Raw genomic sequence first — 25,451 nt, 5'->3', positions numbered from 1 at the left:
ATAATGATAGATAGAAAATCATTAACAGAGGGGAATGGCAGAATGAATATGACTCCATCAGAAAAAGTCGGAAGATTCACAACAGGGATATTTTCAGAGTTGGCTGTCCGCAAGCAGGATGCAATGAAACGGGGGCTGGATGTTATCGATTTGAGTGTTGGAAGCCCGGATCTACCACCGCCTGATTTTGTAGTGGACACGCTTGTGAAGTATGCGCAGGATCGCAATTCCTACGGGTATACGTTAAAAGGTACGCCTGAATTCCATGAGGCAGTCCGATATTTTTATCGGATGCGCTATGGAGTGGAGCTGGATGCAGAAAGGGAAGTCCTCCAACTGATGGGGTCACAGGATGGCCTGGCACACTTGGCAACGGCGATGATAAACCCGGGAGATTATGTCCTGGTGCCAGATCCGGGCTATCCAATTTATGAAGCGAGTGTAGAACTTGCCGGCGGAATCATTCATCCGATGTCGCTTACTGCGGAAAATGGATTCCTGCCGCAACTCAACGAAATTCCGGATGAAATACTGAAAAAGACGAAAATGATGATCATCAGTTATCCTGGAAATCCTGTCACGGCCCTTGCTGATGAGACTTTCTTTTCGGACGTTATATCGTTTGCGAAAAAGAACGAGATCATGGTGGTTCACGATTTTGCTTATTCGGAATTGATTTTTGATGATCATCCGCAAATTAGTTTTATGTCCATTCCTGGTGCCAAGGAAGTGGGGATTGAATTTAACTCACTTTCCAAAACTTTTAATATGGCCGGCTGCCGCATTGGGTATGCAGTGGGCAATCGAGAGGCGCTGAACATCCTGGGAACGCTGAAATCACATATCGATTATGGGGTTTTTTATCCTATTCAAAAAGCTGCGGAGATGGCGCTAACTTCCAATCTTTCGCTGCTATCCGAACAGGTTAAGGAATACCAGTCCCGACGTGATGCCTTAATTTCAGGTCTTGCGGAAGGGGGATGGCATGTACCGAATACATCAGCTACGATGTTTATTTGGGCCCAAATTCCTGCTGGCTGGAAATCACGGGATTTTGCCTATGCATTGATTGAAAAAGCAGGGGTAACGGTCGTTCCAGGCGATGCTTTTGGGAAGCAGGGTGAAGGGTATGTCCGGATGGCCTTGGTCCAGCCGGCCGATAGATTGAAAGAAGCTGCTGAACGGATCAGAATGTTTTTGCAGGAAAAAATGGAGTGTGAAAAATCTAGCATTTAATATATTCAGGTTTTAAGAACGCTCGATCCACGGATCGGACGTTCTTTTTTTATTTTCTTGCTTTTATATAAGGTGAAATGCACAACTATCATTAGGCAGGAATAAACTGGCACTCCGAGGGGTATATAGAGCTTGAGGAAGCTGTTACTTACTTGTTAAAGTGAGGCGCTCTCTAGTGTTTTTTAAAACTACTTCGAAGGTCCATCCTCTGATGGGCTTTTTTATGTTTATGGGATACTAGAGTAATAGATGATAATGGAATTTTTGAACGTAAAAAGGACAAGCCGCATAAAATATAGCAGGTCCGCGACAATCTTCAATGAAGCGGACTTAATAGGATAGAGAGGGGGAAAAGCAATGATCAACTGGAAAGTGCGTCTTAAGAACCCTACGTTTATTTTCACTGTACTCCTTCCTGGGCTTTTAATATTGGCGCAGATGGTTGCCGCGTTCATAAACAATTTCATTACTCCTATAGGCTTTACCATTACTGATGATGCATTGAACGGCGCTTTAGGCATCATTAACTTCATAGCGCTTACATTCTTTGGGATCGGCGGTGTGGTCGATCATACAACTAAAGGTTTAAGTGACAGTGAAAATGCACGACAATACGAGGAACCTAAGTAATGGAAACCATTCTTTCAGCTATTGAAAAGTAGGGTATACCAGATAACACCGTATTAGCTAGACAACGGCGTTATCTGGTTATTTTTTTTGCAGGGATGATGGCCGAAAAGGATTTGGTCTAAAAACCGAAATGCAACATACATTTAAAATTGTGGTTCATTTTCAGTTTGGGGAGGAAAAAGGATGAGTTATCGTTTACCAGTTTCAAAATGGTTTGCAGCCATAGTTTTAGTCGGGGCATTATTGACGGCATTCATATTCAGTCCGGCAAATGCTTCAGCCTCTATCAATTATGGTGATGAAGTTGCCGCTTTGGCAAAGAAACAGGTGGGAAGCAAATATAAATATGGGGGGACGACCCCTAAAGGGTTTGATGCTAGCGGTCTTACCCAATATGTATATAAAAATGCCGCCACAGAAATGAAGATTCCAAGAACGAGTGCGGACCAGTATAAAACCGGAAAGGCAGTGAAGCAAAAAGATTTAAAAGCGGGCGATTTGGTCTTCTATGAGACAGGTAAAAAAGGGCAGGTCTCTTTTGTAGGAATCTACTATGGAAATGGCACATTTGTCGGGACCACCACCAAAGGGGTCAAGGTTGTCAAAATGAGTGATAATTATTGGAAAGAAAAATATATAGGGGCAAAACGGGTCATAAAGTAACAATCTGAATTTTACATGATAATAGTCCAGAAAACAAAAGAGCATCGGAAAACCGATGCTCTTTTTGCTAGTCATATACGGGGGCCATTCATTCAATGATGATATCGGTTAAAACAACATGGCCATTTCGAACCTTTACGACGGCCACTGAAGGATTGGCCAATGCTTCCTTCTCCATTTCCTTTGCCTTTTCTTCGGATGCGAAATAATTGTCCAGACCGTATCTGATCTGAATGGTTTTAGCATTTTGCAGGTCATAAGGGACTTCCAATTCCCCTTTTAGGTACACGCCTTCGCCGGGTTTTTCTTTCGTTACGTAATCAACAGCATATAGTCCATCAGCGTTTTGTTTTAAACGTACATATACCTTTTTATAATCACCCATATTCCTTGTATTGAACTCGGTTTTAATCGAGTCATCGACTTGCGACGGCTTTACTGCTTCAATTTCGTATTTCAAAGCCACATAGCTTCCCCTAAACAAATCAGTCGGGTCGACCGGGGCTGTTTTGATTTTGATTACATCTCCTGTCATTGTTGTCCAGACCGAGGGAAACGCCAAGATTAACAAAATCAAGACTGGAATGGAAAATACGATGAATGGCCGGAATGATGGATTACTCATTGAGTTCCCCTCCTTTTTTTCGTTGGTTTTCAAAGAAGAAGCCAAAACCGATGAGCATGATTCCACCGATGATGAATGTAAGCGATTTTGGCAGGAAGTCAAAGGAGTAGATGTAATATCTGAAAATCAGTGCACATATTATCACGATGCTGGTCAAACTGCCTTTTAGGATCAGATAAAGCAGAAAAACGAAATAAGCTATAGGAAACCAGATTGAAAAATCAAAGGTAAGGAAGAGTGCACTTATACCATGTAAGATATGCCCTTGTATGTGTGTGATGTTTTGTAATTTGGCTCTTACCGGAATATAGGCAAGCACGATACCCAGTACAAACAAGATGGAAAGGACAATCGTATTCGAATTTTCAAACCCTAGTTTCGGCACGAATTCCATAAGAAATAAGGCAATTGTATTGATGGCTAAAGCGTTAATGAAAAAGGTCAGATAATTAGGGTAATCGAATTTCTTTAACAGAATGTATAAAGCCGGTAGAAATAAAACAATGGCAAGCGGATAAGATGTTTCATCAACGAATATACTTCCGTTCAAATAAATGAAAAGCAGGAATGATGTAAAAAGGAGGATGAAAACATCCTTCAAATAGTATCCAATGAATACCGTTCCTATCGCCCATAATAAAAAGGAGCTGTTGAAATTGATGCTGATGTTAAACATCTGCTCGACTAGAAATATCCCTGCACCAAAAATCAGGATACCTGCATAATGCAGACTTCGTGACGTTTTGGGAAAGCGTGCCTGCACCTTCACGCCAGCAATGTTCACTCCGATGAGGCATGCAATGATAAGCAGGAATTTAACCGCTTTACTTAAATAGATCCAGTTGCTGGCTACGAAGGTCAATATGCCTAGACCTAAAAGAAGTGCCCCAATGGATAATAGAATCGTGATGAAGTTCAAATTGCCTTTTACATCATAGGAACCTAACATCCTCACTTTATCTTGCCGGGAGATGACTCCTTCCTTTTCAAGGTAATTAAATTCATGCTCAAGAAAATCGAATTGCTTCTTTGTTATTGCTTTGTTGGCCAAAGTAACTCCTCCTTCCACATTTTACTATTATACATCGTATTCTCTTCCAGCTTTGAATATAATGCTAATTTTCTTCTACCCTTATTGGAATGCTTGTAAGACATAAAAATATTTATAGTACCTTGCAATGAACAGTACCGTGTGGTAAATTATTTACATAAGATGTATTGTTCGTTGTTCAGTACTGTTTATTGAACTATACTGAAGAAATTTTGGAAGGAGTGATGCTGCTATGAATGTACAATTTAAGAAAGGTGTCCTGGAACTGTGTGTTCTGGTGTTATTGGATAAGCAGGATCGCTATGGGTATGAACTTGTACAGAAGATTTCGGATCAAATTGAAATATCGGAAGGGTCGGTATATCCACTTTTAAGACGATTGACGAAGGAAGAGTATTTTACGACATATTTGCAAGAATCAACAGAAGGGCCTCCGCGCAAGTATTATACATTAACCGAAAAAGGACGGAGATACCTTCAAGAACTGCTGACGGAATGGAATGAATTTTCCAATGGGGTCAATCAATTAATCAAGGAAGGTGTGAACCAATGAATAAAGAACAATTTTTAAAACAATTGAATGCCTCTTTAACCAGACTTTCCTTAGAGGAACGGGAAGATATCCTTCAAGATTACGAAGAGTATTTCGAAATTGGAATGGAAGAAGGGAAGTCAGAGCAGGAAATCTCAAAATCCCTTGGGAATCCTAAACAGATTTCCAAGGAACTGATGGCAACCTATCATCTTGGTCAGGTCGAACAAACGACTTCTGCAAGTAATGTTATGCGGGCAGTTTGGGCAGTCATTGGTTTAGGGTTCTTTAATTTAGTAATCGTTTTGGGACCATTTATAGCCTTGATCGGGGTTGTCATTGCAGGATGGGCTTCGGCGATGGCATTCATTCTTGCTCCGTTTGGCGTTCTTTTTAACCTAGCGATTGGTAACTTTCAATTATTCGATCTTTTCTTCGCATTGGGACTATGCGGGATTGGCATTTTCATTGCCATGGGAATGTTTGTCGCTACGAGTGCTTTAACTAAAGGATTCATTCGCTATTTAAAATTCAACGCTTCCCTTGTGAAAGGCGGTTTGAAAAATGATTAGTGTAAAAAAATTATCGATCATTGCACTTGTATTGTTATTGATCGGAGTAATAGGAAGTCTGTTTACGTTTTCCCAAGTGACGAATAAGGAAACGACTACAGAGGAAAAAACGATTTCGGAAATCGTGACGGACATTCAGATCGACGCTGACAATGCAGCTGTAGAGATCGTGCCAACGAAGGATAAGGAAACCAGGATAGAGTTGGTTTCAAAAGGGATGGATGTTTCCAAGTTGGATTTCACTGCAGATGTGGAAGGGAAGAAGCTTTCGGTACAATTAAAGGATCGACGTACGTTTAGCTTTGGTTTTCATATTCAATCCTTACATTTAAAGGTGTATGTGCCTGATGAATCTTATAAATCCTTTGTCGCCGAATCCGATAATGGAAAACTGCAAATATCAGGATTGAAAAGTGAAAATCTAAATGTGAGATCTCAAAATGGCCGGGTAGAATTAAATGATATAATAACCCAAAAAGTTGAAGTGAAATCTGCTAATGGAAAAGTAGAGCTTAATAATGTGGAGGGAAAACTGATTGGTTCATCGAATAACGGTAAAATCATATTAGTCACGAAAGACTTGGATAGGGAGATCGAACTCGAAAGTAATAATGGTAAAATCATGATCAAAACGGAGAATGAACCGACGAATACAACTTTCGATGTTCATGTTGACAATGGGAGAGTGGATATCCTTGGTAAGTATGAGGGCGATACTGTCATTGGCAAAGGTGAAAATCTAGTTAAATTGCAAACGAATAATGGGAAAATCGAGATAACGAAATAGTGGAAGCATGAAAAGCCGATCCAATTGGAGTCGGCTTTTTTCAGTTATGCTGCATTGCTAAAAAAGTCCCCCTGCTAAGGAAATAATGAAAGAAATTTAAAGTTTTTCCTTTAAGATGTCTTTGGAATTATAATATAGAAAGGATAATCATGATAAAAGTAATGAGTGTAAGTCCGGCCTCAAATCTAAGGATAGGGTTTTAAGGAAACGACTTCAAAAGAATGGGGGCTGTAGAATGAAATTCAATAAATGGTCATTGGATATATTTAAAGGTATGATCTACACTCGCAAGAAAAGGGAAAAGGATTATCTTAAGAAAGGCTTCGAAGTGCAAAAAAAGGTGTTTAATATAGTGGAAAGTTCTAAGGATATTATCTACTGCTACGAATCGAATCCAAGTTCAGGTATCTAAGTCCATCCATCAATACACTTTTAGGTCAAGGTGTCTTGGAAGAAGCATACAATGACCCTTCCTCCCCTTTCGAAAGGATTCATCCTGATGACTTAGAACTACTAAATGAAAAGATATATGGTGGAATAGATTATACTAAGCCGGTCATTCAACGCTGGAGAACTATCGAGGGGGATTTTTTGTGGTTCGAGGAATATGCTACACCCATATATGAAAAAGAGCAATTGGTAGCCGTTCAAGGAATCATTCGCAATATCGATGAAAGAGTGAAATTCATACAGGATATTGAGTATCAAATGTCCCATGACCCATTGACGAACATCCATAATCGACAGTTTTTCGATAATGTATCTGCCAAATCCAATCTGGATTTTGACACTCCGGTTGCCATGATTTTGTGTGATTTGGATGAACTGAAATTTATGAATGATACGTATGGACATAAGAAAGGAGATGAATTGATTAAAGCGGCGGCAAATCTATTAAAACGGATTTTTTCGGAAATCGCTGTTGTAGCGAGAGTGGGAGGCGATGAGTTTGCCATTCTTCTGATTGACAGAAGCAAGCGAGAGGTGGAATCTCTTTGTGAATTATTAATGGAAGAAATCCTTTTGCAAAACTCCCTAAAAAAGGGCCCTCATATCAGTATGTCATTCGGGCATGCATACCGTTCGCATTCCAAAGGGAATATGGATAGCTTATTCATGGAAGCGGATCAAAAAATGTTTCAAGAGAAACGGCGAAGAAAAGAACAGAAACTCGTTCGGGCGGGCAGATGAAAGAAATGGGAAACGATAAGATAGGGCGGTAGAACCATTCTTCACTTACAAAATGGTTGTTTCAGGGGATGTTTATGAAATTATGAATGTAAGGAAAATCCATTATGTTGGCGGGATGCGTTCAGCTAAGAACCGTTACGAATGAATAGAGGCAATGGTTTAATGCATTACAGCATGGAGAACCTAAATTATTGGTTTGTATACGGAAGGTAAGTGGACGGAAATGATCATGAATGTTAAAGGGGGAGCCCGATGTCATATTGGGCTTTTATTTATATATATATATTTAGGTACACGAAATAAATCATTCGCTTATTTTAAGCAATTTTAGTAAACTGGCAATGACTATTATAATTAGAAGGTGAAGGGATATGAGGGAAACCTTAGTGGATGAACGGGTAAGAGGGACTGATAAAATCTGGACACGTGATTTCATCATGATCTGTTTGGCAAATATGTGCATCTTCATGGGTTTTCAAATGACGATGCCGACCCTCCCGTTGTTTGTAGAACAGCTTGGCGGTGATGACCGTCTTGTGGGGGCTGTCCTTGGAATCTTCACCTTTTCGGCCTTGCTTGTCCGGCCAATTGCCGGAAGATTATTGGAGACGAAAGGAAGGCGTATCGTTTTTCTTGCCGGGTTAGCCATTTTTGCATTGTCAGTGGGTTCCTTCGGTTTCATGGGGAGCATCGGCTTGTTATTCATGATGCGGATTGTACAGGGCGTCGGCTGGGGATTTTCTTCAACGGCTTCAGGAACGATTGCTTCCGATATAATCCCTGCGAAACGGCGTGGTGAGGGGATGGGGTATTACGGATTATCGGGTAATTTAGCACTGGCATTCGGGCCATCATTGGGTCTTTTCCTAGTTACGGTCCTTCCGTTCCAAGAGTTGTTTTTGATCTGCTCTTTATTAGGATTGCTTGCCATCATTGCAGCATCACTTATTCGGTATCAAAAAGTGGAAAGTGATCCTTCGGCGGCTATCAGAGCCAAAAGGTTTGATATTTATGAAAAAAGTGCCCTTCAGCCATCTTTGCTCATTTTCTTCATTTCCGTTACATTTGGTGGAATTGCAACCTTCCTTCCCCTGTATACAGCGGAAAAAGGTGTGGATGGAATTCAGTGGTACTTTTTAGTATATGCAATGGCCCTCATGGTCACGAGATTATTCGCGGGTCGACTATATGACAGAAGGGGACATCGAGCCGTATTCGTGCCTTCAACGGTACTCATCATGGCTGGAATGCTGCTGCTTGCATGGATGCCGAGTGAAGCGGTCCTTTACATTGCGGCAGTGCTTTATGGATTTGGATTCGGTTCTGTTCAGCCGGCGCTGCAGGCATGGTCGATTGAAAAGACGGCACCCAATCGGAAGGCGATGGCGAATGCCACCTACTTTTCATTTTTTGATCTTGGCGTGGGCATAGGTGCCATCGTGTTCGGGCAGATAGGCTTCCTCTTTGGCTATAGGAGCATCTATATCACCGCAGCCGCCTCGATTTTCATTTCGATGATCGTTTATTTATTCATTATTAGGAGCGAGGATAAAGGAAAATCAATATAGGGACGTTGAATGGCTTCAATGGGAGTCATTCTTTTTTTTTGAGTCAGCAGAAGCATTCTTGGTATATTATCCTAAATATTTTAAAAATGGGAAAACTTTGTTATTATCGAAAAGACAATATACATAAGATGATAGAAGGTCTATATGAAGGAAGGGGAATCTTGGGATGAATGATTCTTCAAACGAAGAAATGACATTAGAAAGAAGGAAGCGTATTTTCCAAGAAGAGCTGGATGTTTTATGGGAAAGGCGGCTCATCCCTAAATCAGACTATATTCGGATTAGCAGGGCATACAATCGGCATTTCCAATTAGCCCTCCATAAACAAAAGCGCTTAGAGGAAGAAAAGAAGAAATCCACCCATGGAACTGAATTGACTATCGGTGAAAGTGCCGATAAGAGGGTGCGGGATAGCCTGATTGAAGAATCTTCATTCCAATTACGGGAATCCAGTGGGTTGAATGAGCCGATAATGAAAGATAAGAAGGCCGAGTTTACATCTATTGAATCCGGTTACGAGGAGAGCCTTGAACCTGCCAAGGAGATCAATGACAGGAAACCGGTTATTCAAAAGCAGGCCATCAAGCGCGAGAAACCGATAAAACCGGCAAAGCCGAAGAAAACACCTGAACAAATCAGGGAACGGAATATTTCTGTCATCCTGCTCACTGGGGTCATATTGCTTCTGTTTGGCGGGTTGATTTTAGCAACCACTTCATGGGGGGATCTGAATGCTGTCCTGAAAGTTTTCTTCATTGGAATGGTTTCCGTCATTTTTGCAGGGATGGCCTTCATCGCTTCGAAACTGAAAATTGAACAGACTTCTTTTGCATTCCTGACGCTAGCGGGGCTGTTCATTCCGATTACGATTTTATCAGCTTCATATTATCGGATTTTTGGAGAGTACCTTTCACTTAATGGTGGGGGGAGGGGGCTTCTGGGGTTTCTTGGGGGATTCCTCTGCTTAGCCATTTATTATAAGATTGCTGACTACTTCAAGTCGAAAATATTCATTTTCATTTCAATATTCACGTTTGGCATTACCTGCTATTTCGGATTGGCTTTTGTGACGCCGACTATCGAGTGGATGTTATTGGCGATTGGCATTCTTAATTTAATACTAGTATGGAATATGGAGCAATTGAAAAATCAAAAAGCCTTAACGTTATTCAAACCATTCATTTTTCAATTCATCCAGTTTAAGCTCATCGTGGAAGCCTTTGTGATCCTAACGTTATTTTCAAGTAACTTAGTGTATTCGCTAACGTTGATGGTCTTTTCTGTTTTGTTTTTGATTTTTTCGGTCAAATTCCAAAAAAAATATTATGAAATGGCTTTTAGCGCCGTTTTCACGTATGGATATATCCATCTTGTTTATAACTCGTTTATAAGTGAGTACATGATCATTGCATTTGCACTTGTTCCAATCATTTTTACCATGCTATCGAAATATCTGGTTAAAGCCAAAAGGACTAACCTTTCGAAGAACTTCATGATTACCAGTTTGATTGAGAGCGGGATCGTTTTCTTATATAGTAACGCGATGGTGTACCAGGATAACTATGCGCAAATATTCATCGCGCTCATGTTAGTATCCGCCCAGCTTGCATATGTTTCCCTTCATTCGGGAAATTCAAGCTTCACGTACCCGGCTGTTGTTGTTTTCGACTTAGCGTTCCTATATCTTTTCTTAGCCTTGCCAGTCTCTTTTTCTACCATTTTAAATCTGTTATTTATTGTTCAGGTCATTCAATATCTTGGAGTATATTTATATAACCGTCACCCAAGGTACAGCCTGTTTAAGAAGAGTATCTTACTTATCTCCCCAATGATCATGCTAGTGATACTGACAAGTAAATTGAGCGAAGTGGATTGGCTTGCTGTTAGTGCAGAGCTCGCCATGATCTCGGGGCTTTTCTTCATCACCTATATAAAAGACGAATCAAAGCATATGAAGGAAATCGCCATATACGGATTTCCAATCACTTTCGTACTTGCTTTGGTTACTTTCTATCCATATTTGCTGGAAAGCGTAGGGTGGGTACATTCAAATATCCCGCTCAGCATCTATTTAATGGGTGTTTCACTGATTTCCATCAGTGCAGCTTACACATTTAGAAAGAGATACCATAAATTATTTCCAGTTTTTTTATATAACGGACAGATTATTTCCTTCCTTTCCTTGATATCGATTCCATTCGATCCACTGAATCCTTTGGAGGCAAGCGGAGTGATTGCCGTAGCTACTGCAATAAACGGCTGGTCCGTCCATATTCAACGGAAGCACATATTCTGGGTGCCTGTCGTGATTACAAGTGCCAGCTTATATGCTTCACTCTACGATGTTTTTGATTTTGGTTCAATGGTGTTGAGGATTGCGTTCGTGTTGCTCGGCCCCCTTATCTTTTTCCTACTAGGAGAATGGCTTGGGAAATATTCGGAAAATGGGAAACTGTATTTCTTTTACGCTAGTCACCTTGCCAATTTACTTGCGATTCCCGTTGGCTATTTGCTCATCATTCATACGGAAAGTTCACCGTTACTATATGTTGCACAACTGTCGATTTATATTTTGAGTGCTTTAAGGGCGCATGTGAAATGGGAAAAATACGTTTTTACGTACCTAGGGTTTTCAGTCCTTTTCCTACAGGTCCATTTATTTGTGGTAAACATGGAGCAAATAGGATTCATTACATCAATAAGCATGATGATTACGGCAGGACTCATAACCATTCTGTGGGGGTTATCCAATAAGTATCGGAAAGGCATCATGGAGTATTACCTTATTCCATTCATTCATTTAGGGATAAGCATAACCATTCTGGAAACGGCGATCAGGGACTTTCCACTTAACAGGGAATGGGTCTGGGTGGGAGTGATGACTGTACAGTTCGTGTTTGCCTGGTATCTGCTCATGAAAAGGAACTGGCGGAACTATGTTGCGGTACCTCTAAGCCTGGCGTTCATCTTCTATAATATGTATGTAAATACATTGCCTCTGGTAATGGCGATTATCATATTGCTTGGATGTATGGCAGTGATGGTGATGGCCAGCAGACGGCATTTCAAAGGATTGGTCAACCAAGAGGGAACGGAGAAAGTCATTGATCATTATCGGATTTTTGGCTTGTTATATCTGTGTGCTCTGAACCTGGAAGTGTTTATGAGCGATACAGCTTCAGCGATTTTGGGGATTTTTGTTTCCCTGCTGTTGCCTAGCTACTTCATTCTTATGGAAAGATTCACGGTCTATAAGAAAGAAAAAAGCATTTACTCGGGTATAGCGGCCATCATTGGCCTTTTCCCGTTCATCAATATCATAAATTATGCCCAGACACTCCCAACCGTCCCGAGTTTGGCTGTTCTTTTTGGCTGTATGGTAGGAATGTTGTTACTGAGCAGGCTCTCCAGCGGTTCACTCAAGCAAAACGGATCAGGCATCATCAGCTTTGATCCTTTCAGGATCTATGGTTTATTCTTTTTGATCGATATGAATGCGGAGGTTATTAACGATACTAAACATCAGTTACTACAAGTCATTGTATCGCTGCTGCTAACCGCCTATTTCATCTTCCTGAGGAGCCTGACAGCGGAAAAGCTAGAAAGGAAAATCTATTCCAATATTGCTGCACTGGTCAGTCTGTATCCCTTCCTGATCATCATCGGCTATGCCGACAGCCTATCGGTTGTAATGGGATTGCTGTTCCTTTTCGGCTGTATGTCAGCGATGCTGCTTTTAAGCCGGCGTTATTTCGATGGTTTAATCAAAAGGGAAGAAGCAGGTATGACCATCGATGCTTACAGGATATATGGCCTGCTGTTTTTACTTGCCATGAATAGGGGAATCCCAGTAACTGAAACATCAAGCCAGTTACTTCAGGTTTTCGTCTCGCTCTTGATCACGGTTTACTTCATCTTGATTAAAAGTTTCACAAAGGATGTAAAAGAAAAGGGCATCTACGTTTGGCTAACAGGAATTCTCAGTTTGTATCCGTATTGGACCATCACCATCTACGCGGACACATTACGGCCTTTCGTTGGAACGGCAGTCCTTTTTGGGTGTACGGCCATAATGGTACTGCTAAGCAGGAAATACTTTAAAGGCTTGCTGGATAAAGGCAGCTCAGGACTTCAATTGGATTTTTACAGAGTCTATGGTCTGCTGTTTCTTCTTGCCATGAACATGGATGTTTTGACGCGCGGACCAGCACATTTCATTTTGGAAATCTTCGTGGCGCTTCTGATTCCGGCCTATTTCATTTTGATGAGAAGCACAACGACAGGCAAGGTCGAAAGAAAGACCCAATTGGCTGCAGCGATATTGTTCAGTCTATATCCGTATTGGGTCATAGCCGATCAGCTCACGATACCTCCTGTACTTGTGGAAGAGGTTAATATTTTGCCGCTGTTCATTGTCAGCACCACCCTGCTGAGGAAAATCTTTGTTAAAGGAAAAATCACACAATATATCGAGAGTGGTATTGTTATCCTCTTGTTTTTAGCCTTGATCATTGATGCAATGGCGGGAAATACCATATATGATGCCCTCATTATCGGCACGGTATCATTGGCAGCAATGCTCTTTGGGTTCATGATGAAATACAAATCCTATTTCATCGCTGGAACTGGGACCATTTTATTCAATGTCTATATGAATACCAATTCGATGTGGGGCGAGATGCCATGGTGGCTGTATTTAATCATCGGCGGAGGGCTGCTTATCGGAATTGCATCTTTCTTTGAATGGAAAAAACAAAAAGATAACAGGACCTCTAAGGAGGTTCTTGAGAAAAATAAACAAAAGATCAAGAATTGGCTCAATCGGTGGAATTAATGAAGAAGAAAATGGAATGCGTCAGATACCAAGGCTCTTAACCTTGGACGACAATTCAATGGGGTTCGGAATTTATAAATTCCGAACCCCATTTTGCCTGCAAACCGAGAGCACTTAAAAGCTCTCTTTCTCTGCTTCTATTTTTTTTATTTCCTCTTCCCAATCATGAATTTCTATTTCCCACTGATCTATATTAGTTTGCAAAACATTAATTAAAAATGGTGATAGGACATTTCTGTATTTTTCTAGTTCTTGAATTAATTTCACTCGATCTTCAGTTAATCCTTGCACTAATTTTTTTTACTTTCCAAATTTGCATAGAAAAAAACTGGTCTGGATTTTCGTAAGCCTGATCAATCCATTTCATCTAATGCTTGTGTATACAAAAACGCTTGGATTTCTCCAAGCGATAAACTCAAGACGAACAAGAACTGCATGAAGAACAGCTGGAAGACGAATCAGAACTGCTGTCATGGGAACCGGTATGGCCACCATGATCGACATGGCCGGATCCGGAGGAAACCGTGTTCGGTTCATTCCCGAATATATCTTTAAATTCGCTGTCAAAATCATCTGTGCTTGCATAAGTGAAATAGGCAGGAGCTGCGTAGTCCGTCTGGTCGTAGGTTTTCCGCCCATTCAATTCTGTCATGGGGCGATTTTCTTTAAATTGTGAAGTGAAGGCTTCAAAGGTCCGTTCCGCTTGTATACTTGTCGGTTTCCGCATATATTTCCCTTTTAACTGCTCCAGCTCCAACGTTTCAAAATCGCGGAGAAGCTTTAGCCCTTTATCATGTTTGAAAAATTTTCCCCACTTTTGAATGGAATGGGTGTCCACCGTAAATAGCTGTACATAGTAAAAGTCAAAAAGAGTGCGCTCTTCGGGTTTGAAAACGGGTTCAGAATGAGGATGGTGCTGAATGGTCCTACCGATGAAAGCCTGGCAAAACTCATCATATTCCCGTCCATATTTCAGCATGATATGCCACAACTCATCGATGGCTGAATTAAACATTTCAACTTTTCCAAACACTGCAGCCATAATCAAATAGCGTTTCAATTCACGCCAGGCCTGATTGACCTTTAACTGTGAGTCCCGTGGATGCTGAAGTCGGAACTCAATATTGACTTTTTCCATATAATCGAAATCCAGTGCTTTATTAAGCTTTTCTATCAATGCTTCTGAAACGATTTCCGTTGCATGAATATCTAAAGTTTCTTCACGGTATTTACGGAATTCATTTTGATAGCGTTCCATTTTAGCCGGTTCACTTAGCCCTTTAACGAAATTGACCAGGAAAACAGCAAAAATTGCCGCAAGAATGACATAAAAGAAGGTCATTTTTGTCCACTCCTCTTAATCTATGGATATATTGCTTTAACATTATCTTACATCTACTTGGGGGTGATTGTAAGTTATTTATCCAAAATGTTCCCTTGGCTGAAAACGATTAAGCTGCGGAGGTTTCATGCCAAAACCCTGGAACAGTTTCGTCACTTTCCTTGCCATGCAATGAAAATCAGGCACTTCAAATAATGCCCCATATCTAGTATAGTTAGAGAGGAAAAGGGGTGAAGGCATGTACTTGACAGTAAAAGAGACTGCGGAATATCTATCGATGCCGGAATCTTATATAGAAAATTTGATCATTCAAAATAAAATTCGCACCGTTCATGATGGTGAGCAGCATTTGATTTTTAAAGAGCAGTTTAATATGCATCTTGAACAGATGGAGAAATATAAGAAGCAATTAGCGGATTATTATAACGAGCCCATCCCAGAAGATATCGATGTGAAGGATGAAGATTAGCATCCGTCCATTTAGCAAATGATGAGTTTCAAAAAGGGGAAAGGTGAAAGACTCCTGCTTGGAAAAGCGCGTGCCTGGAGCATAAATCAACGCCCAAATTGAACAAACCAATAAAGAACCTAAGATATACTCGATTTTCATTGAGTTTGTCCAAGGCCTGGCATCTGACGATTTGGCAGATGTTTTTTCATGCAGAAATGGCTTGGGGTAAAAGATCGAATCTGCCAGAAAAATATTAATGACGTCTCCTTCATGGGTTTTACTGATCATTCAAATAATTTTGTTGTCAATGGAAGGTAATTGTAGTAGAATTCCTCAATTCCGTGTAAAATGAAAGGTAAAGGAATTATTACGGCAGAACGGTAGTTAGGAGATAGGTAAGTGGTAAAAGAGTATTTGCAAAGCGAAGGTTTTTCAAGGTTAATTACATTAATTGTGTTGGTCCTCTTTTTAATTAGCATCGGAAGTATGGTTAATATCGTGTTATTCACATTTGTTTTCACTTTCCTGATGGGAAGGCTGGAGCAAATTATCATGATTCGGCTGAATAAAGTGATGCATATCAATTCCAAGGTTGTTATAAGCTTTTTATATGTAGTCGTCATTTCTTGTTTAGCCATCGTTCTTTATAAATATCTACCGGTCATTACGCTACAATTCACGGAATTAGTGACACAGATCGTTTTCTTCTTTCAACATCCACCAGATAGCAGGGTCATTCAATATGCCATTAATATAATGAACGAGCTGAAATCTCCGCTCGATCTACAAACACAGATGAATACACTCTATCTTTATATATCCGATTTCGGTAAACTGGCATTTCAAATTTTCATTTCCATGTTGCTTAGTCTTTTTTTCTTATTGGAAAAAGATAAAATCATTCGCTTCACTTCTAAATTCAAGCGGGCCAAATTTAAATCTTTCTTTATAAACTTAAGCCATTTTGGCGTCAAATTCATCAATTCATTCGGAAAGGTGATTGAGGTCCAGTTCTTGATAGCCATCACGAATGCCGTCCTATCCGTCACTTTCTTATGGATTCTTGGCTTCCCGCAGTTGCTCGGTCTAGGGATCATGATTTTCTTCCTGGGTTTGATTCCGGTTGCAGGGGTCATCATCTCCCTCATCCCGCTTAGCATGATTGCCTATAGTATCGGCGGCATGCCCAAAGTGATTGCGGTATTAATCATGATTGTTGTGATCCATGCAATTGAAAGCTATATTTTGAATCCAAAATTCATGTCGGCAAAAACGAATCTTCCAACATTTTTCACCTTCATCATCCTATTGTTTTCCGAGCATTTCCTTGGAATATGGGGATTGATCATCGGAATACCGATCTTCATCTTCCTGTTGGATATGTTGGATATTGAAGAGGGGAATAAGGAAGTCCCTTAAAATCACTTAAGCAGCGGCCACTAATATGGCGGCTGCTTATTTTTGTTCCATTAAAACTTTTGAACGGTGGCACTATCTGTTTTCAATATAATATCCATTAATTCTAGTAAAGGATAAAAGACTGCATCTTTCCCCATTAGAGTATAGTTGCGTTTTTGATTTACCAAGTTAATTAATTAAATTTTTATTTTGCTAAAGTTATTTATCGACTTTTTATTGCATAAAAAAACAAATAAACGTATAATATTCTTAAAAGAATATACTGAATGTTCTCTAAAGTTAGATTTATCTGTTTTTTTAAAAAAAAGAGAGTTTACGAGAGAGAAGAGGGGATTATTTTGAAAAAGGTTTCTTTTTTAGTGTTTGCCATGGTTGCTTCTTTGTTACTGGTAACAGGATGCGGGAAGGATAAGGAAGTCTCGACAACTGGTAAAGAAGAAGAGTCCAATGGGAAAACACTCAGGATCGTGACTGACGCCAACTATGCTCCATTTGAATATCTTGAAGGCGATAAGATTGTAGGCTTCGATGTTGATTTCATCCATGCCGTTGCAAAAGAAGCGGGATATGAAGTTAAATTGGAAAGTGTTGGTTGGGATCCGATTTTTGTTGAAATCGAAGGTAAGAGAGCGGATGTCGCCATATCTGCGATTACAGTGAATGATGAAAGAAAACAATCTTATGACTTCTCGGTTCCGTATTTCTTATCCACAAACAAAATTCTCGTTCCTGAGGATAGTGATATAAAATCTGGAGATGAATTGAAAGGGAACGTCATTGCCGTTCAGACCGGTACTACAGGACAGGAAGCGGTAGAGAAGCTACTTGGAAAGAATCACAAGGATATCAAAAAATTCGAAAATAATAACCTGGCCATTCAGGAACTACTGAAAGGCGGAGCATCGGCTGTCGTAGCTGATAATACGGTTGTTGAAGAATATGTGAAAAATAACCCCGATCAAAAACTGAAAGTCGTTGAAGACAGCAATAGTTTCAATGAGGAGTTTTATGGTCTTATGTTCCCAAAAGGCAGTGAATTGAAATCGGAGTTCGATAAAGCCGTGAATGCCATTTATGAAAATGGGAAATATGCAGAAATTTATAAAGAGTGGTTTGGTACTGATCCAGATATTGAAACGTTGAAAGCACAACAATAAAAAAAATGGATAGTAAAAGATTGCGTAACTTTACGTGTGAAGTTACGCAGTTTTTTTGGTCTTTAGGAGGGGAACGAAATGAGTTTTCGCTGGGATATTATTTTTGAATATGCTCCTTTCTTATTAAAAGGGACATTGCTTACTATTGGGCTTTCGGTTTCCTCCATCCTTATCGGAACCTTTTTGGGGTTATTGATCGGTTTAGGGAAAATCATGAGAAACAAAGTGCTCGCCCTTCCATTTTACGGTTATGTCACGGTCTTTCGCGGAACACCGCTTTTAGTTCAAATCTTTTTAATCCATTTTGGAATCGTGCCCTTTTTTACCGGGGAAACGAATGCAGTAACCGCCGGTGTCATTGCTTTATCGTTAAATGCAGCCGCGTATATCGCAGAAATTTTCCGGGCGGGCATTCAATCCATCGATAAAGGGCAAATGGAAGGGGCGCGTTCATTGGGGATGACCCATGCCCAAACAATGATACATGTTGTATTGCCTCAAGCTTTCAAACGAATGATTCCTCCGTTAGGAAATGAATTCATCGTATTGTTGAAGGATTCATCCCTGCTTTGTGTCATTGCTGCCCCGGAATTAATGTATTGGGGGAAAGCGATGGGGAGTCAGTACTTTAAAGTGTGGGAGCCATACTTGGCTTGTGCCTTCATCTATCTATTCCTGACCCTCATTTTAAGTTTCGTATTAAATAGACTCGAAAGAAGGTTGAAAACAGAATGATAAAGGTGGAGAATCTAAAGAAGTCATTTGGTGAAAATGATGTATTGAAAAATATCAATGCAATCGTTTCCCCTCGGGAAGTAGTCGTGGTAATTGGTCCTTCTGGGTCGGGTAAATCCACTTTTCTCAGATGCATCAATCAACTTGAAACGATAACGGGAGGCCATATTTTCATTGAAGGGCTTGATACGACAGACAAGAAGGTCAATATCAATAAAGTCCGGACGGAAGTTGGCATGGTATTTCAGCATTTTAACTTATTTCCACATAAGACTGTTCTTGAGAATATAATGCTGGCGCCTATAAAGGTCCGCAAGATATCCAAAGAACAGGCATCCCAAAGAGGTATGGAACTTCTTAAGAAAGTGGGACTTGCAGAGAAAGCGAACGCATATCCGGATTCATTATCAGGTGGACAAAAGCAACGCGTCGCAATTGCCAGGGCGTTGGCGATGGAACCCAAAATCATGCTATTCGACGAGCCCACTTCCGCCCTGGATCCGGAAATGGTCGGTGAAGTCCTTGAGGTCATGAAGCAACTGGCTAAGGAAGGCATGACAATGGTAGTTGTGACCCATGAGATGGGGTTTGCAAAAGAAGTTGGAGATCGCGTGATTTTCATGGACGAAGGTTATATTATTGAAGAAAATATTCCTAGTGAGATTTTTAATAATCCCCAGCAGGAAAGAACTAAAGCCTTTTTGAGTAAAGTGCTTTAATTACACGTATAGAAAAAAACCTTCCATTATGGGAGGTTTTTTTTCGGGGCATATCAGGGGGCCTCATTTGATGCATGAAGCTCCTAAAAGCGATTCAGGGCTTTTACCGAGCACAAGCATACTGATTTTGGCATATCCAATACTTTTACTTTGAGAGAAGGTCTGAAGTAATACCTGGATATTCGGATCATCCTTTAACTTTTGAACTTCTTCTATATATAATTCGATAATGGAGGGCATAACGAATTCAGGGGTGTATTCGTTAGGATTTTCATCCATGATTAACGTGCCCATAAATTGATATTTAAATTGAAGAGCCCGTGTTAAGGCAACGACATGGAGCAGTTTATTAAATAGTTCGGGGTATGAATTTTTAATTTTCCCCAGAGCTGCTTCTGATGCCTGTAACTCATCGACATTAGATAAAGTGATCATGAATATCTCCTTTTTAGAACATATGGAATCCATCAGCATTTAACGTGCTTTTTACTCATACTAGTCTACCCCCGCCGTAACGCATTGTAAAATGGTTAGATGTTATCATGTACATAACCCAAATCTATGATAGTGCTTACATCGATCATGCTGGATGATCCACTACTTATGGGACAATGCTTCCCTAGTATATTTCAGCCATTCTTTTGCAGCGTATGAAAGGTAATGGTCCTTACTCCATATGAATCCTAAATTCCAACTAATGGAGGGGTTTCTAACCCTGATTGTCTTTACGCGTTCATCATGTCGACATAAACTTTCCGGTAATAGAGCAACGCCAAGTTTACAGTAAACCATTTCCTCAATAAAATCCCAGCGTGAGCTTTCAGTAACGATATGCGGAGAAAAACCAGCTTCATTACAGGATGAAATGATGAGATCCCGAAGGACGTAATCTTTATTGAATAAGATGAAAGATTCATTTTGCAAGTCGGCCAAATCAATTTCTTCCCCACAAGCATGGGGATGGGAGGGGTGAATTATCAAGTTGATGTCTTCTTCCAAAAAAGCAAAATGGTGAAAAAGCGCGTTGTTGGTTGGCAGGACTATTACGCCTATATCGATTAAATCATTTTGGACGGATTCTTCTATTTTCTTTGAACCATCCTCTACTAATTGAAAGGTGATATTGGGATAGTCCTGGTGAAAACGGCTAAGAATTCGGGGGAAGAAAGAAGCGTCGATGATCGGCGGCAGCCCGATGCGTATATGTCCCTTTTTTAAACCTAATAAATTGTCCATTTCCGTTTCTAAATTGTGAAAGGCCTTATCTATCAATTTTGCTTGCTCCAAGACAACCCTGCCTGCATCGGTCAAAATCAGTTGCTTACGTGAACGATCAAAAAGCTCAACACCTAGCTCGGTTTCCAGGTTTTTGATCATCTTGCTGATGGTCGGCTGGGTAATGAATAAATGATCGGCAGCCCGAGTGAAGCTATTGAAATTGGCAACCTCTATGAAGTATTGCAAATGTTTAATATCCATTGCGTCACCTGTTATCCTCGTTTGAAATTAGTTTCATTTTACCCGTAAACGGAAGTGTTTGTAAAACATGATAAGTTTGGAGTTCATGTACGCATGAATAAGCTGGATTCCAAAGGGGAACCCAGCCTATGAAGGGGCTGGCCATATCTGCCGTAAGTTTTATTTGACCAACAAGACAGGGACTGGAGAATGTTGAACGATATAGTGGCTCACGCTGCCCAGGAATTCCTTGAAGCCGCTCAATCCGCGGCTCCCCATGATAATAAGGTCACAATTCTCGGATTTTGCATGTTCCAATAAAGTTGTGATGGCTGAACCCTCTAATACAAATGTTTGGGATGGATTCGGGATTTCGGATAAAAGCGCTTCCGCTTTTTTAATTACTTCCTTACCATACTTAAGCATGGATTGTTCAATTTCCTGAAAAGCATTGCCATATATATTTGGCTTGATTGGCAGCGTAACAGCGTGAAGCACCTGGATTTCGATAGCGGGATCCAGCTTCGCTAATTCAATCGCTTTTTCCAAAGACTTGAGGGCCAATTCAGATTCATCATAAGCAACTAATATTTTTGAACATAGCATTGATCGATCATTCCCTTCTTTAAAAGAATATACCCATAGTATATCAATTTAAATCGTTCATATAGTTTCATATATTATAAATTTTGTGAATATTTCATTGAAGTTTACGTTAACGTTAATGTTAAAATAAAGGTAAATAATCCCTTTGCAAAGTGTGGTTTTAACATGTACACCATTTCTCAGTTAGCAAAAGAATTCGGATTGACGACAAGGACCCTCCGATATTATGAGGAACTGGGTATGCTTAGGCCAAAGCGTACCGAAACGGGAAAAAGAGTTTATGGAAAGAAAGAATATGCACAGCTCAAAATCATAATGCGCGGTAAGAAGTATGGTTTTTCGTTAATGGAAATAAAGGATATCGTCCTTTTATTCGATAAGGATAGGACAGGCATAAAGCAATTGGAAAAAACGATTGAAACTGCAGGACAGAAGCTGAACGAAATAAATGAACGCATTAAAGAGCTGGATGGGTTGAAGCAGGATTTCGAACAGGTAATCAAAGGCTTTACCGAAACCCTTCATGACTTGAAAATGAACGATAAAACAGGCAAGGGGTGAAATTAATCTTGAAAATAGGTTTTGATGGTAGTGAAAGATGAATATATATTCTAGAAACAAATGGGGTGAGAATTTGGAAATTCAAGAAACCATTGCAGTTGTGACAGGCGGAGCTTCAGGTCTGGGAGCCGCGACAGTAAGGAACATCATTAAAAAAGGTGGAAAAGCGGTCATATTTGACCTCTCGGAAGAGAATGGCGCTAAAGTGGCTCAGGAGTTGGGAGATTCTGTCCTGTTTATTAAAACGGATGTAACTAGCGAAGAAAGCGTATCGGTAGCATTGGAAGCAGGAATAAAAAAATTCGGTAGCATCAATGCTGTCATCAACTGTGCAGGCATTGCCATTGCAGAGAAGGTCATAGGCAGGAAAGGCATCCATGAATTGAAAACGTTCTCAAAGGTTGTGCAAATCAATTTGGTCGGTACATTTAACGTAATCCGGCTTGCGGCGGAAAAAATGGTCGAAAATGAACCGAATCAAGAGGGGGAGCGTGGAGTCATCATCAATACAGCTTCGGTCGCTGCCTTTGAAGGACAAATCGGACAAGCGGCATATAGTGCCTCCAAGGGAGGGATTGTCGGTATGACGCTGCCAATCGCAAGGGAGCTTGCCACCAAAGGGATACGTGTCGTATCGATTGCACCCGGACTATTCCATACGCCGATGTTCGATTCGTTACCTGAAGAAGCAAGGACGTCATTAGGTAAAACCGTGCCATTCCCATCAAGGCTCGGGTATCCCGAAGAGTACGCTAAACTAACGGAAAGCATCATAACAAATCCAATGCTGAATGGGGAAACCATCAGACTGGATGGGGCCATTAGAATGTCACCAAGGTAAGATGTTCATTATTCAGGGCAATCCATTCTAAATCCAGGAAAAGAGCCTCTGACAAAGAATTGGAGAGGAGATATAACAGATGAAACATCCATACCTAAGTGAAGATCATGAGATTTTCCGAAAGTCATTCCGAAAATTTTTAGAGAAAGAAGCAGTTCCTCACTATGAACGATGGGAAGAAGAAAGGATCATTCCCCGGTCTTTTTGGGTGAAAATGGGGGAACAGGGTTTTTTATGTCCGGATCTAGGAGAAGATTATGGGGGCTCAGGGGTAGATTGGGGCTTTGCGGTCATAATTAATGAGGAATTGGAAAGAGTCGGTTCTGGTTTTATTGGTTTCGGACTTCACAGTGATATAACCGTTCCGTATATTTCCGCATACGGAAATGAATCGCAGAAACAGCGCTGGCTTCCTAAATGCACGACGGGGGAAATCATTACAGCCATTGCCATGACGGAGCCTGGCACAGGTTCGGATTTGGCCAATATTAAAACGACTGCCATTTTGGATGGAGATCATTACATATTAAATGGCCAAAAGACATTCATCACAAATGGCATTCACTCGGATTTGATCATCGTTGCCTGTAAAACGGATCCCAGTGCCGTTCCAAAACATAAAGGCGTTAGCTTAGTAGTGGTCGAAAGGGATACACCCGGGTTTTCCAGGGGAAGAAAACTGAAGAAACTTGGCTTGCACAGTCAAGATACAGCAGAACTCATCTTTGAGGATTGCCGTGTTCCAAAGGAGAACCTGCTTGGTGAGGAAGGCAAGGGGTTTATTTATTTAATGGAAAAACTGCAGCAGGAACGCCTTGTGGTGGCAATTTGTGCCCAAACCGCGTCCGAGGATATGCTGGCCGATACGATTGAGTATGTGAAGGGCAGGGAAGCGTTCGGAAAATCTGTAAGTGAGTTTCAAAATACTCAATTCAAAATCGCGGAAATGGCTACGGAGATCAAAATGGGGCGTGCCTTCCTAGATCAATTGATCACCAAACATATGGCTGGTGAGCAGGTTGTAACGGAAGTTTCGATGGCGAAATGGCGTTTGACGGAGACTGCCAGAAAAATATCCATTGAATGCATGCAGCTCCATGGCGGCTATGGATATATGGAGGAATACAAAATTGCCAGAAGGTATCGGGATGTCCCGGTAGCAAGCATCTATGCCGGCACAAATGAAATCATGAAGAAAATCATCGCTAAGAATCTGGGGCTATAATAAAAGATGAGAAGGGAAGAGAGTATATGCGGGAAGTGGTTATCGTTGAAGGAATTCGCACGCCGGTAGGCAGAAGAAACGGTGTCTTGAAAGACGTTCGTCCTGATGATTTGGCAGGGGAAGTATTGAAGAAGCTCATTGAAAAGGCGGGAATCGATCCTGCTATCGTCGATGATGTCATTTTAGGTTGCGTTTCACAGTCGGGCGAACAGGCCGGTGATATAGCGAGGGTTGCCGCACTGATAGCAGGATTTCCGATTGAAGTGCCGGGAACGACGATTGACCGACAATGCGGATCAAGTCAGCAGGCAGTCCATTTTGCTTCCCAGGCCATCCTGTCGGGTGATATGGATGTAGTAGTGGCTGGCGGAGTGGAAAACATGTCACGAGTTCCCATGGGGTCAAATCTTCAAGGTGCTGTAACAAGTCAAAAGTATATGGACCTTTACGAGGTGATCAACCAAGGTTTATCAGCTGAAAGAATCGCAGATAAGTGGGAAATAACACGTGAAGATTGTGATCGGTTTTCCGTTGAAAGTCATGCCAAGGCAATACGTGCTCAAAAAGAAGGTCATTTTAACCGTGAAATGATATCAGTAACGGGTACTGATAAAGAAGGAAATCAAATCGAAGTTACGGAAGATCAAGGCCCAAGGGGCGGAACTACGCTTGAAGTGCTGGCTGGATTGAAACCGGCATTTCAAGAAGGCGGTTTAATCCATGCAGGGAATTCAAGTCAAATCAGTGACGGTGCCGCCGCTTTATTATTGATGGAACGCAGTAAAGCCGAAGAACTTGGATTGAAACCGCGCTTTAAAGTGCATACACGGGTTGTTGTCGGGTCAGATCCCACCCTGATGCTAACGGGACCGATTCCTGCCACCCAAAAAGTTTTGGAAAAAGCGGGTCTTACAATTGATGATATCGATATCTTTGAAGTGAACGAGGCTTTCGCTCCTGTACCTATTGCCTGGCTAAAAGAAACGGGGGCAGACCCCAAGAAGCTGAATCCAAATGGCGGGGCGATTGCATTGGGACATCCTCTTGGAGGCAGCGGGGCCCGATTGATGGTGTCCATGATCCATGAATTAGAAAGGACGGGCGGCCGTTATGGGCTGCAAACAATGTGTGAAGGCCACGGTATGGCGAATGCCACCATCATTGAAAGAATGGACTGAAGCTGGACTAACCATTTATGAATATTCGTAATTCACACGAAAGTAAAAGCTTAAAAAGGGATGAAGTCGA

At 41.0% G+C, this 25,451-nt stretch carries 26 protein-coding genes; 19 read left to right on the top strand and 7 right to left on the bottom strand.

From position 1 onward, the window contains the following. Positions 1 to 42: 42 nt before the first annotated feature. From J7I96_RS00785 to J7I96_RS00775, 3 genes are all read left to right on the top strand, one after another. Positions 43 to 1,236: an LL-diaminopimelate aminotransferase gene (locus J7I96_RS00785; RefSeq protein ID WP_214923263.1), complete on the top strand. Its 1,194-nt coding sequence runs from the start codon at positions 43 to 45 to the stop codon at positions 1,234 to 1,236. Positions 1,237 to 1,593: 357 nt separating this feature from the next. Next, complete coding sequence (locus J7I96_RS00780; protein ID WP_053533767.1) at positions 1,594 to 1,866, top strand: phage holin; 273 nt, start codon at positions 1,594 to 1,596, stop codon at positions 1,864 to 1,866. 183 nt (positions 1,867 to 2,049) lie between these two features. Beyond that, positions 2,050 to 2,529, top strand: coding sequence for a C40 family peptidase (locus J7I96_RS00775; protein ID WP_214923267.1), 480 nt, complete (start codon positions 2,050 to 2,052; stop codon positions 2,527 to 2,529). Positions 2,530 to 2,617: 88 nt separating this feature from the next. On the opposite strand, the gene J7I96_RS00770 is transcribed toward J7I96_RS00775, so the two are convergent. Together J7I96_RS00770 and J7I96_RS00765 are read right to left on the bottom strand one after the other, a co-directional pair. Next, positions 2,618 to 3,154, bottom strand: coding sequence for a GDYXXLXY domain-containing protein (locus J7I96_RS00770; protein WP_214923270.1), 537 nt, complete (start codon positions 3,152 to 3,154; stop codon positions 2,618 to 2,620). Next, on the bottom strand, positions 3,147 to 4,205 hold the full coding sequence (locus J7I96_RS00765) for a DUF2157 domain-containing protein (protein ID WP_214923273.1): 1,059 nt from the start codon (positions 4,203 to 4,205) through the stop codon (positions 3,147 to 3,149). Before J7I96_RS00765 ends, J7I96_RS00770 begins: the two co-directional genes overlap by 8 nt. 232 nt (positions 4,206 to 4,437) lie before the next feature. Between J7I96_RS00765 and J7I96_RS00760 the strand changes: the two genes are divergently transcribed. The 7 genes from J7I96_RS00760 to J7I96_RS00730 all read left to right on the top strand — a co-directional run bounded on the left by J7I96_RS00760 (position 4,438) and on the right by J7I96_RS00730 (position 13,689). Continuing rightward, positions 4,438 to 4,758 (top strand): PadR family transcriptional regulator, encoded by a 321-nt coding sequence (locus J7I96_RS00760; protein ID WP_095392907.1) that lies wholly within the window; start codon positions 4,438 to 4,440, stop codon positions 4,756 to 4,758. After that, entirely contained in the window at positions 4,755 to 5,309 is a 555-nt protein-coding gene (locus J7I96_RS00755) for a DUF1700 domain-containing protein (protein ID WP_214923275.1), read from the top strand. Before J7I96_RS00760 ends, J7I96_RS00755 begins: the two co-directional genes overlap by 4 nt. Continuing rightward, positions 5,302 to 6,096: a DUF4097 family beta strand repeat-containing protein gene (locus J7I96_RS00750; RefSeq protein WP_214923277.1), complete on the top strand. Its 795-nt coding sequence runs from the start codon at positions 5,302 to 5,304 to the stop codon at positions 6,094 to 6,096. The genes J7I96_RS00755 and J7I96_RS00750 overlap by 8 nt, the downstream gene beginning before the upstream one ends. A gap of 235 nt (positions 6,097 to 6,331) precedes the next feature. Next, the gene (locus J7I96_RS00745) at positions 6,332 to 6,508 is read left to right on the top strand and encodes a hypothetical protein (protein ID WP_214923279.1); all 177 of its coding nucleotides are present in this window, start codon (positions 6,332 to 6,334) and stop codon (positions 6,506 to 6,508) included. Positions 6,509 to 6,543: 35 nt separating this feature from the next. Continuing rightward, complete coding sequence (locus J7I96_RS00740; RefSeq protein ID WP_214923281.1) at positions 6,544 to 7,287, top strand: sensor domain-containing diguanylate cyclase; 744 nt, start codon at positions 6,544 to 6,546, stop codon at positions 7,285 to 7,287. 371 nt (positions 7,288 to 7,658) lie between these two features. Beyond that, positions 7,659 to 8,855 carry an MFS transporter gene (locus J7I96_RS00735; RefSeq protein ID WP_214923283.1) on the top strand — a complete coding sequence of 399 codons (1,197 nt, stop codon included), beginning with the start codon at positions 7,659 to 7,661 and terminating at the stop codon, positions 8,853 to 8,855. Positions 8,856 to 9,021: 166 nt separating this feature from the next. Then, positions 9,022 to 13,689 (top strand): hypothetical protein, encoded by a 4,668-nt coding sequence (locus J7I96_RS00730; protein WP_214923286.1) that lies wholly within the window; start codon positions 9,022 to 9,024, stop codon positions 13,687 to 13,689. A gap of 114 nt (positions 13,690 to 13,803) precedes the next feature. Here J7I96_RS00730 and J7I96_RS00725 read toward each other — a convergent pair whose 3' ends face one another. Next, positions 13,804 to 13,956: a hypothetical protein gene (locus tag J7I96_RS00725; protein WP_214923289.1), complete on the bottom strand. Its 153-nt coding sequence runs from the start codon at positions 13,954 to 13,956 to the stop codon at positions 13,804 to 13,806. A 148-nt stretch (positions 13,957 to 14,104) separates the two neighbouring features. Next, entirely contained in the window at positions 14,105 to 15,031 is a 927-nt protein-coding gene (locus J7I96_RS00720) for a glycine-rich domain-containing protein (RefSeq protein ID WP_214923292.1), read from the bottom strand. A gap of 238 nt (positions 15,032 to 15,269) precedes the next feature. Here J7I96_RS00720 and J7I96_RS00715 point away from each other — a divergent pair, with 238 nt between their 5' ends. The 5 genes from J7I96_RS00715 to J7I96_RS00695 all read left to right on the top strand — a co-directional run bounded on the left by J7I96_RS00715 (position 15,270) and on the right by J7I96_RS00695 (position 19,512). Further along, positions 15,270 to 15,500, top strand: coding sequence for an excisionase family DNA-binding protein (locus J7I96_RS00715; RefSeq protein ID WP_214773588.1), 231 nt, complete (start codon positions 15,270 to 15,272; stop codon positions 15,498 to 15,500). A gap of 381 nt (positions 15,501 to 15,881) precedes the next feature. Continuing rightward, complete coding sequence (locus tag J7I96_RS00710; RefSeq protein ID WP_311315198.1) at positions 15,882 to 16,901, top strand: AI-2E family transporter; 1,020 nt, start codon at positions 15,882 to 15,884, stop codon at positions 16,899 to 16,901. A gap of 338 nt (positions 16,902 to 17,239) precedes the next feature. After that, positions 17,240 to 18,058 (top strand): basic amino acid ABC transporter substrate-binding protein, encoded by an 819-nt coding sequence (locus J7I96_RS00705; protein ID WP_214923295.1) that lies wholly within the window; start codon positions 17,240 to 17,242, stop codon positions 18,056 to 18,058. Positions 18,059 to 18,136: 78 nt separating this feature from the next. Next, a complete protein-coding gene (locus J7I96_RS00700; protein WP_048685487.1) occupies positions 18,137 to 18,793 on the top strand; it encodes an amino acid ABC transporter permease in 657 nt (218 codons plus the stop codon). Next, complete coding sequence (locus J7I96_RS00695; protein WP_048685484.1) at positions 18,790 to 19,512, top strand: amino acid ABC transporter ATP-binding protein; 723 nt, start codon at positions 18,790 to 18,792, stop codon at positions 19,510 to 19,512. Before J7I96_RS00700 ends, J7I96_RS00695 begins: the two co-directional genes overlap by 4 nt. Before the next feature lie 63 nt (positions 19,513 to 19,575). On the opposite strand, the gene J7I96_RS00690 is transcribed toward J7I96_RS00695, so the two are convergent. From J7I96_RS00690 to J7I96_RS00680, 3 genes are all read right to left on the bottom strand, one after another. Continuing rightward, entirely contained in the window at positions 19,576 to 19,947 is a 372-nt protein-coding gene (locus J7I96_RS00690) for a hypothetical protein (RefSeq protein ID WP_214923298.1), read from the bottom strand. 162 nt (positions 19,948 to 20,109) lie between these two features. Beyond that, complete coding sequence (gene cidR, locus J7I96_RS00685) at positions 20,110 to 20,991, bottom strand: cidABC operon transcriptional activator CidR (protein WP_214923300.1); 882 nt, start codon at positions 20,989 to 20,991, stop codon at positions 20,110 to 20,112. A gap of 159 nt (positions 20,992 to 21,150) precedes the next feature. Next, complete coding sequence (locus J7I96_RS00680) at positions 21,151 to 21,576, bottom strand: universal stress protein (RefSeq protein WP_214923303.1); 426 nt, start codon at positions 21,574 to 21,576, stop codon at positions 21,151 to 21,153. A 165-nt stretch (positions 21,577 to 21,741) separates the two neighbouring features. Between J7I96_RS00680 and J7I96_RS00675 the strand changes: the two genes are divergently transcribed. The 4 genes from J7I96_RS00675 (at position 21,742) to J7I96_RS00660 (ending at position 25,381) form a co-directional block, all read left to right on the top strand. Next, positions 21,742 to 22,137 (top strand): MerR family transcriptional regulator, encoded by a 396-nt coding sequence (locus tag J7I96_RS00675; RefSeq protein WP_214923305.1) that lies wholly within the window; start codon positions 21,742 to 21,744, stop codon positions 22,135 to 22,137. A 73-nt stretch (positions 22,138 to 22,210) separates the two neighbouring features. Beyond that, positions 22,211 to 22,978, top strand: a complete 768-nt coding sequence (locus tag J7I96_RS00670) for a 3-hydroxyacyl-CoA dehydrogenase (protein WP_214923309.1) — start codon at positions 22,211 to 22,213, stop codon at positions 22,976 to 22,978. Positions 22,979 to 23,057: 79 nt separating this feature from the next. Further along, a complete protein-coding gene (locus J7I96_RS00665; RefSeq protein ID WP_214923312.1) occupies positions 23,058 to 24,203 on the top strand; it encodes an acyl-CoA dehydrogenase family protein in 1,146 nt (381 codons plus the stop codon). Between the two features lie 26 nt (positions 24,204 to 24,229). After that, positions 24,230 to 25,381, top strand: a complete 1,152-nt coding sequence (locus J7I96_RS00660; protein WP_214923313.1) for a thiolase family protein — start codon at positions 24,230 to 24,232, stop codon at positions 25,379 to 25,381. Positions 25,382 to 25,451: the final 70 nt, after the last annotated feature.

The sequence above is a fragment of the Bacillus sp. ISL-78 genome (genome assembly GCF_018613455.1).
GTDB classification, from domain to species: Bacteria; Bacillota; Bacilli; order Bacillales; family DSM-1321; genus Peribacillus; species Peribacillus frigoritolerans.
This window is presented reverse-complemented; position numbering and strand designations above follow the sequence as displayed.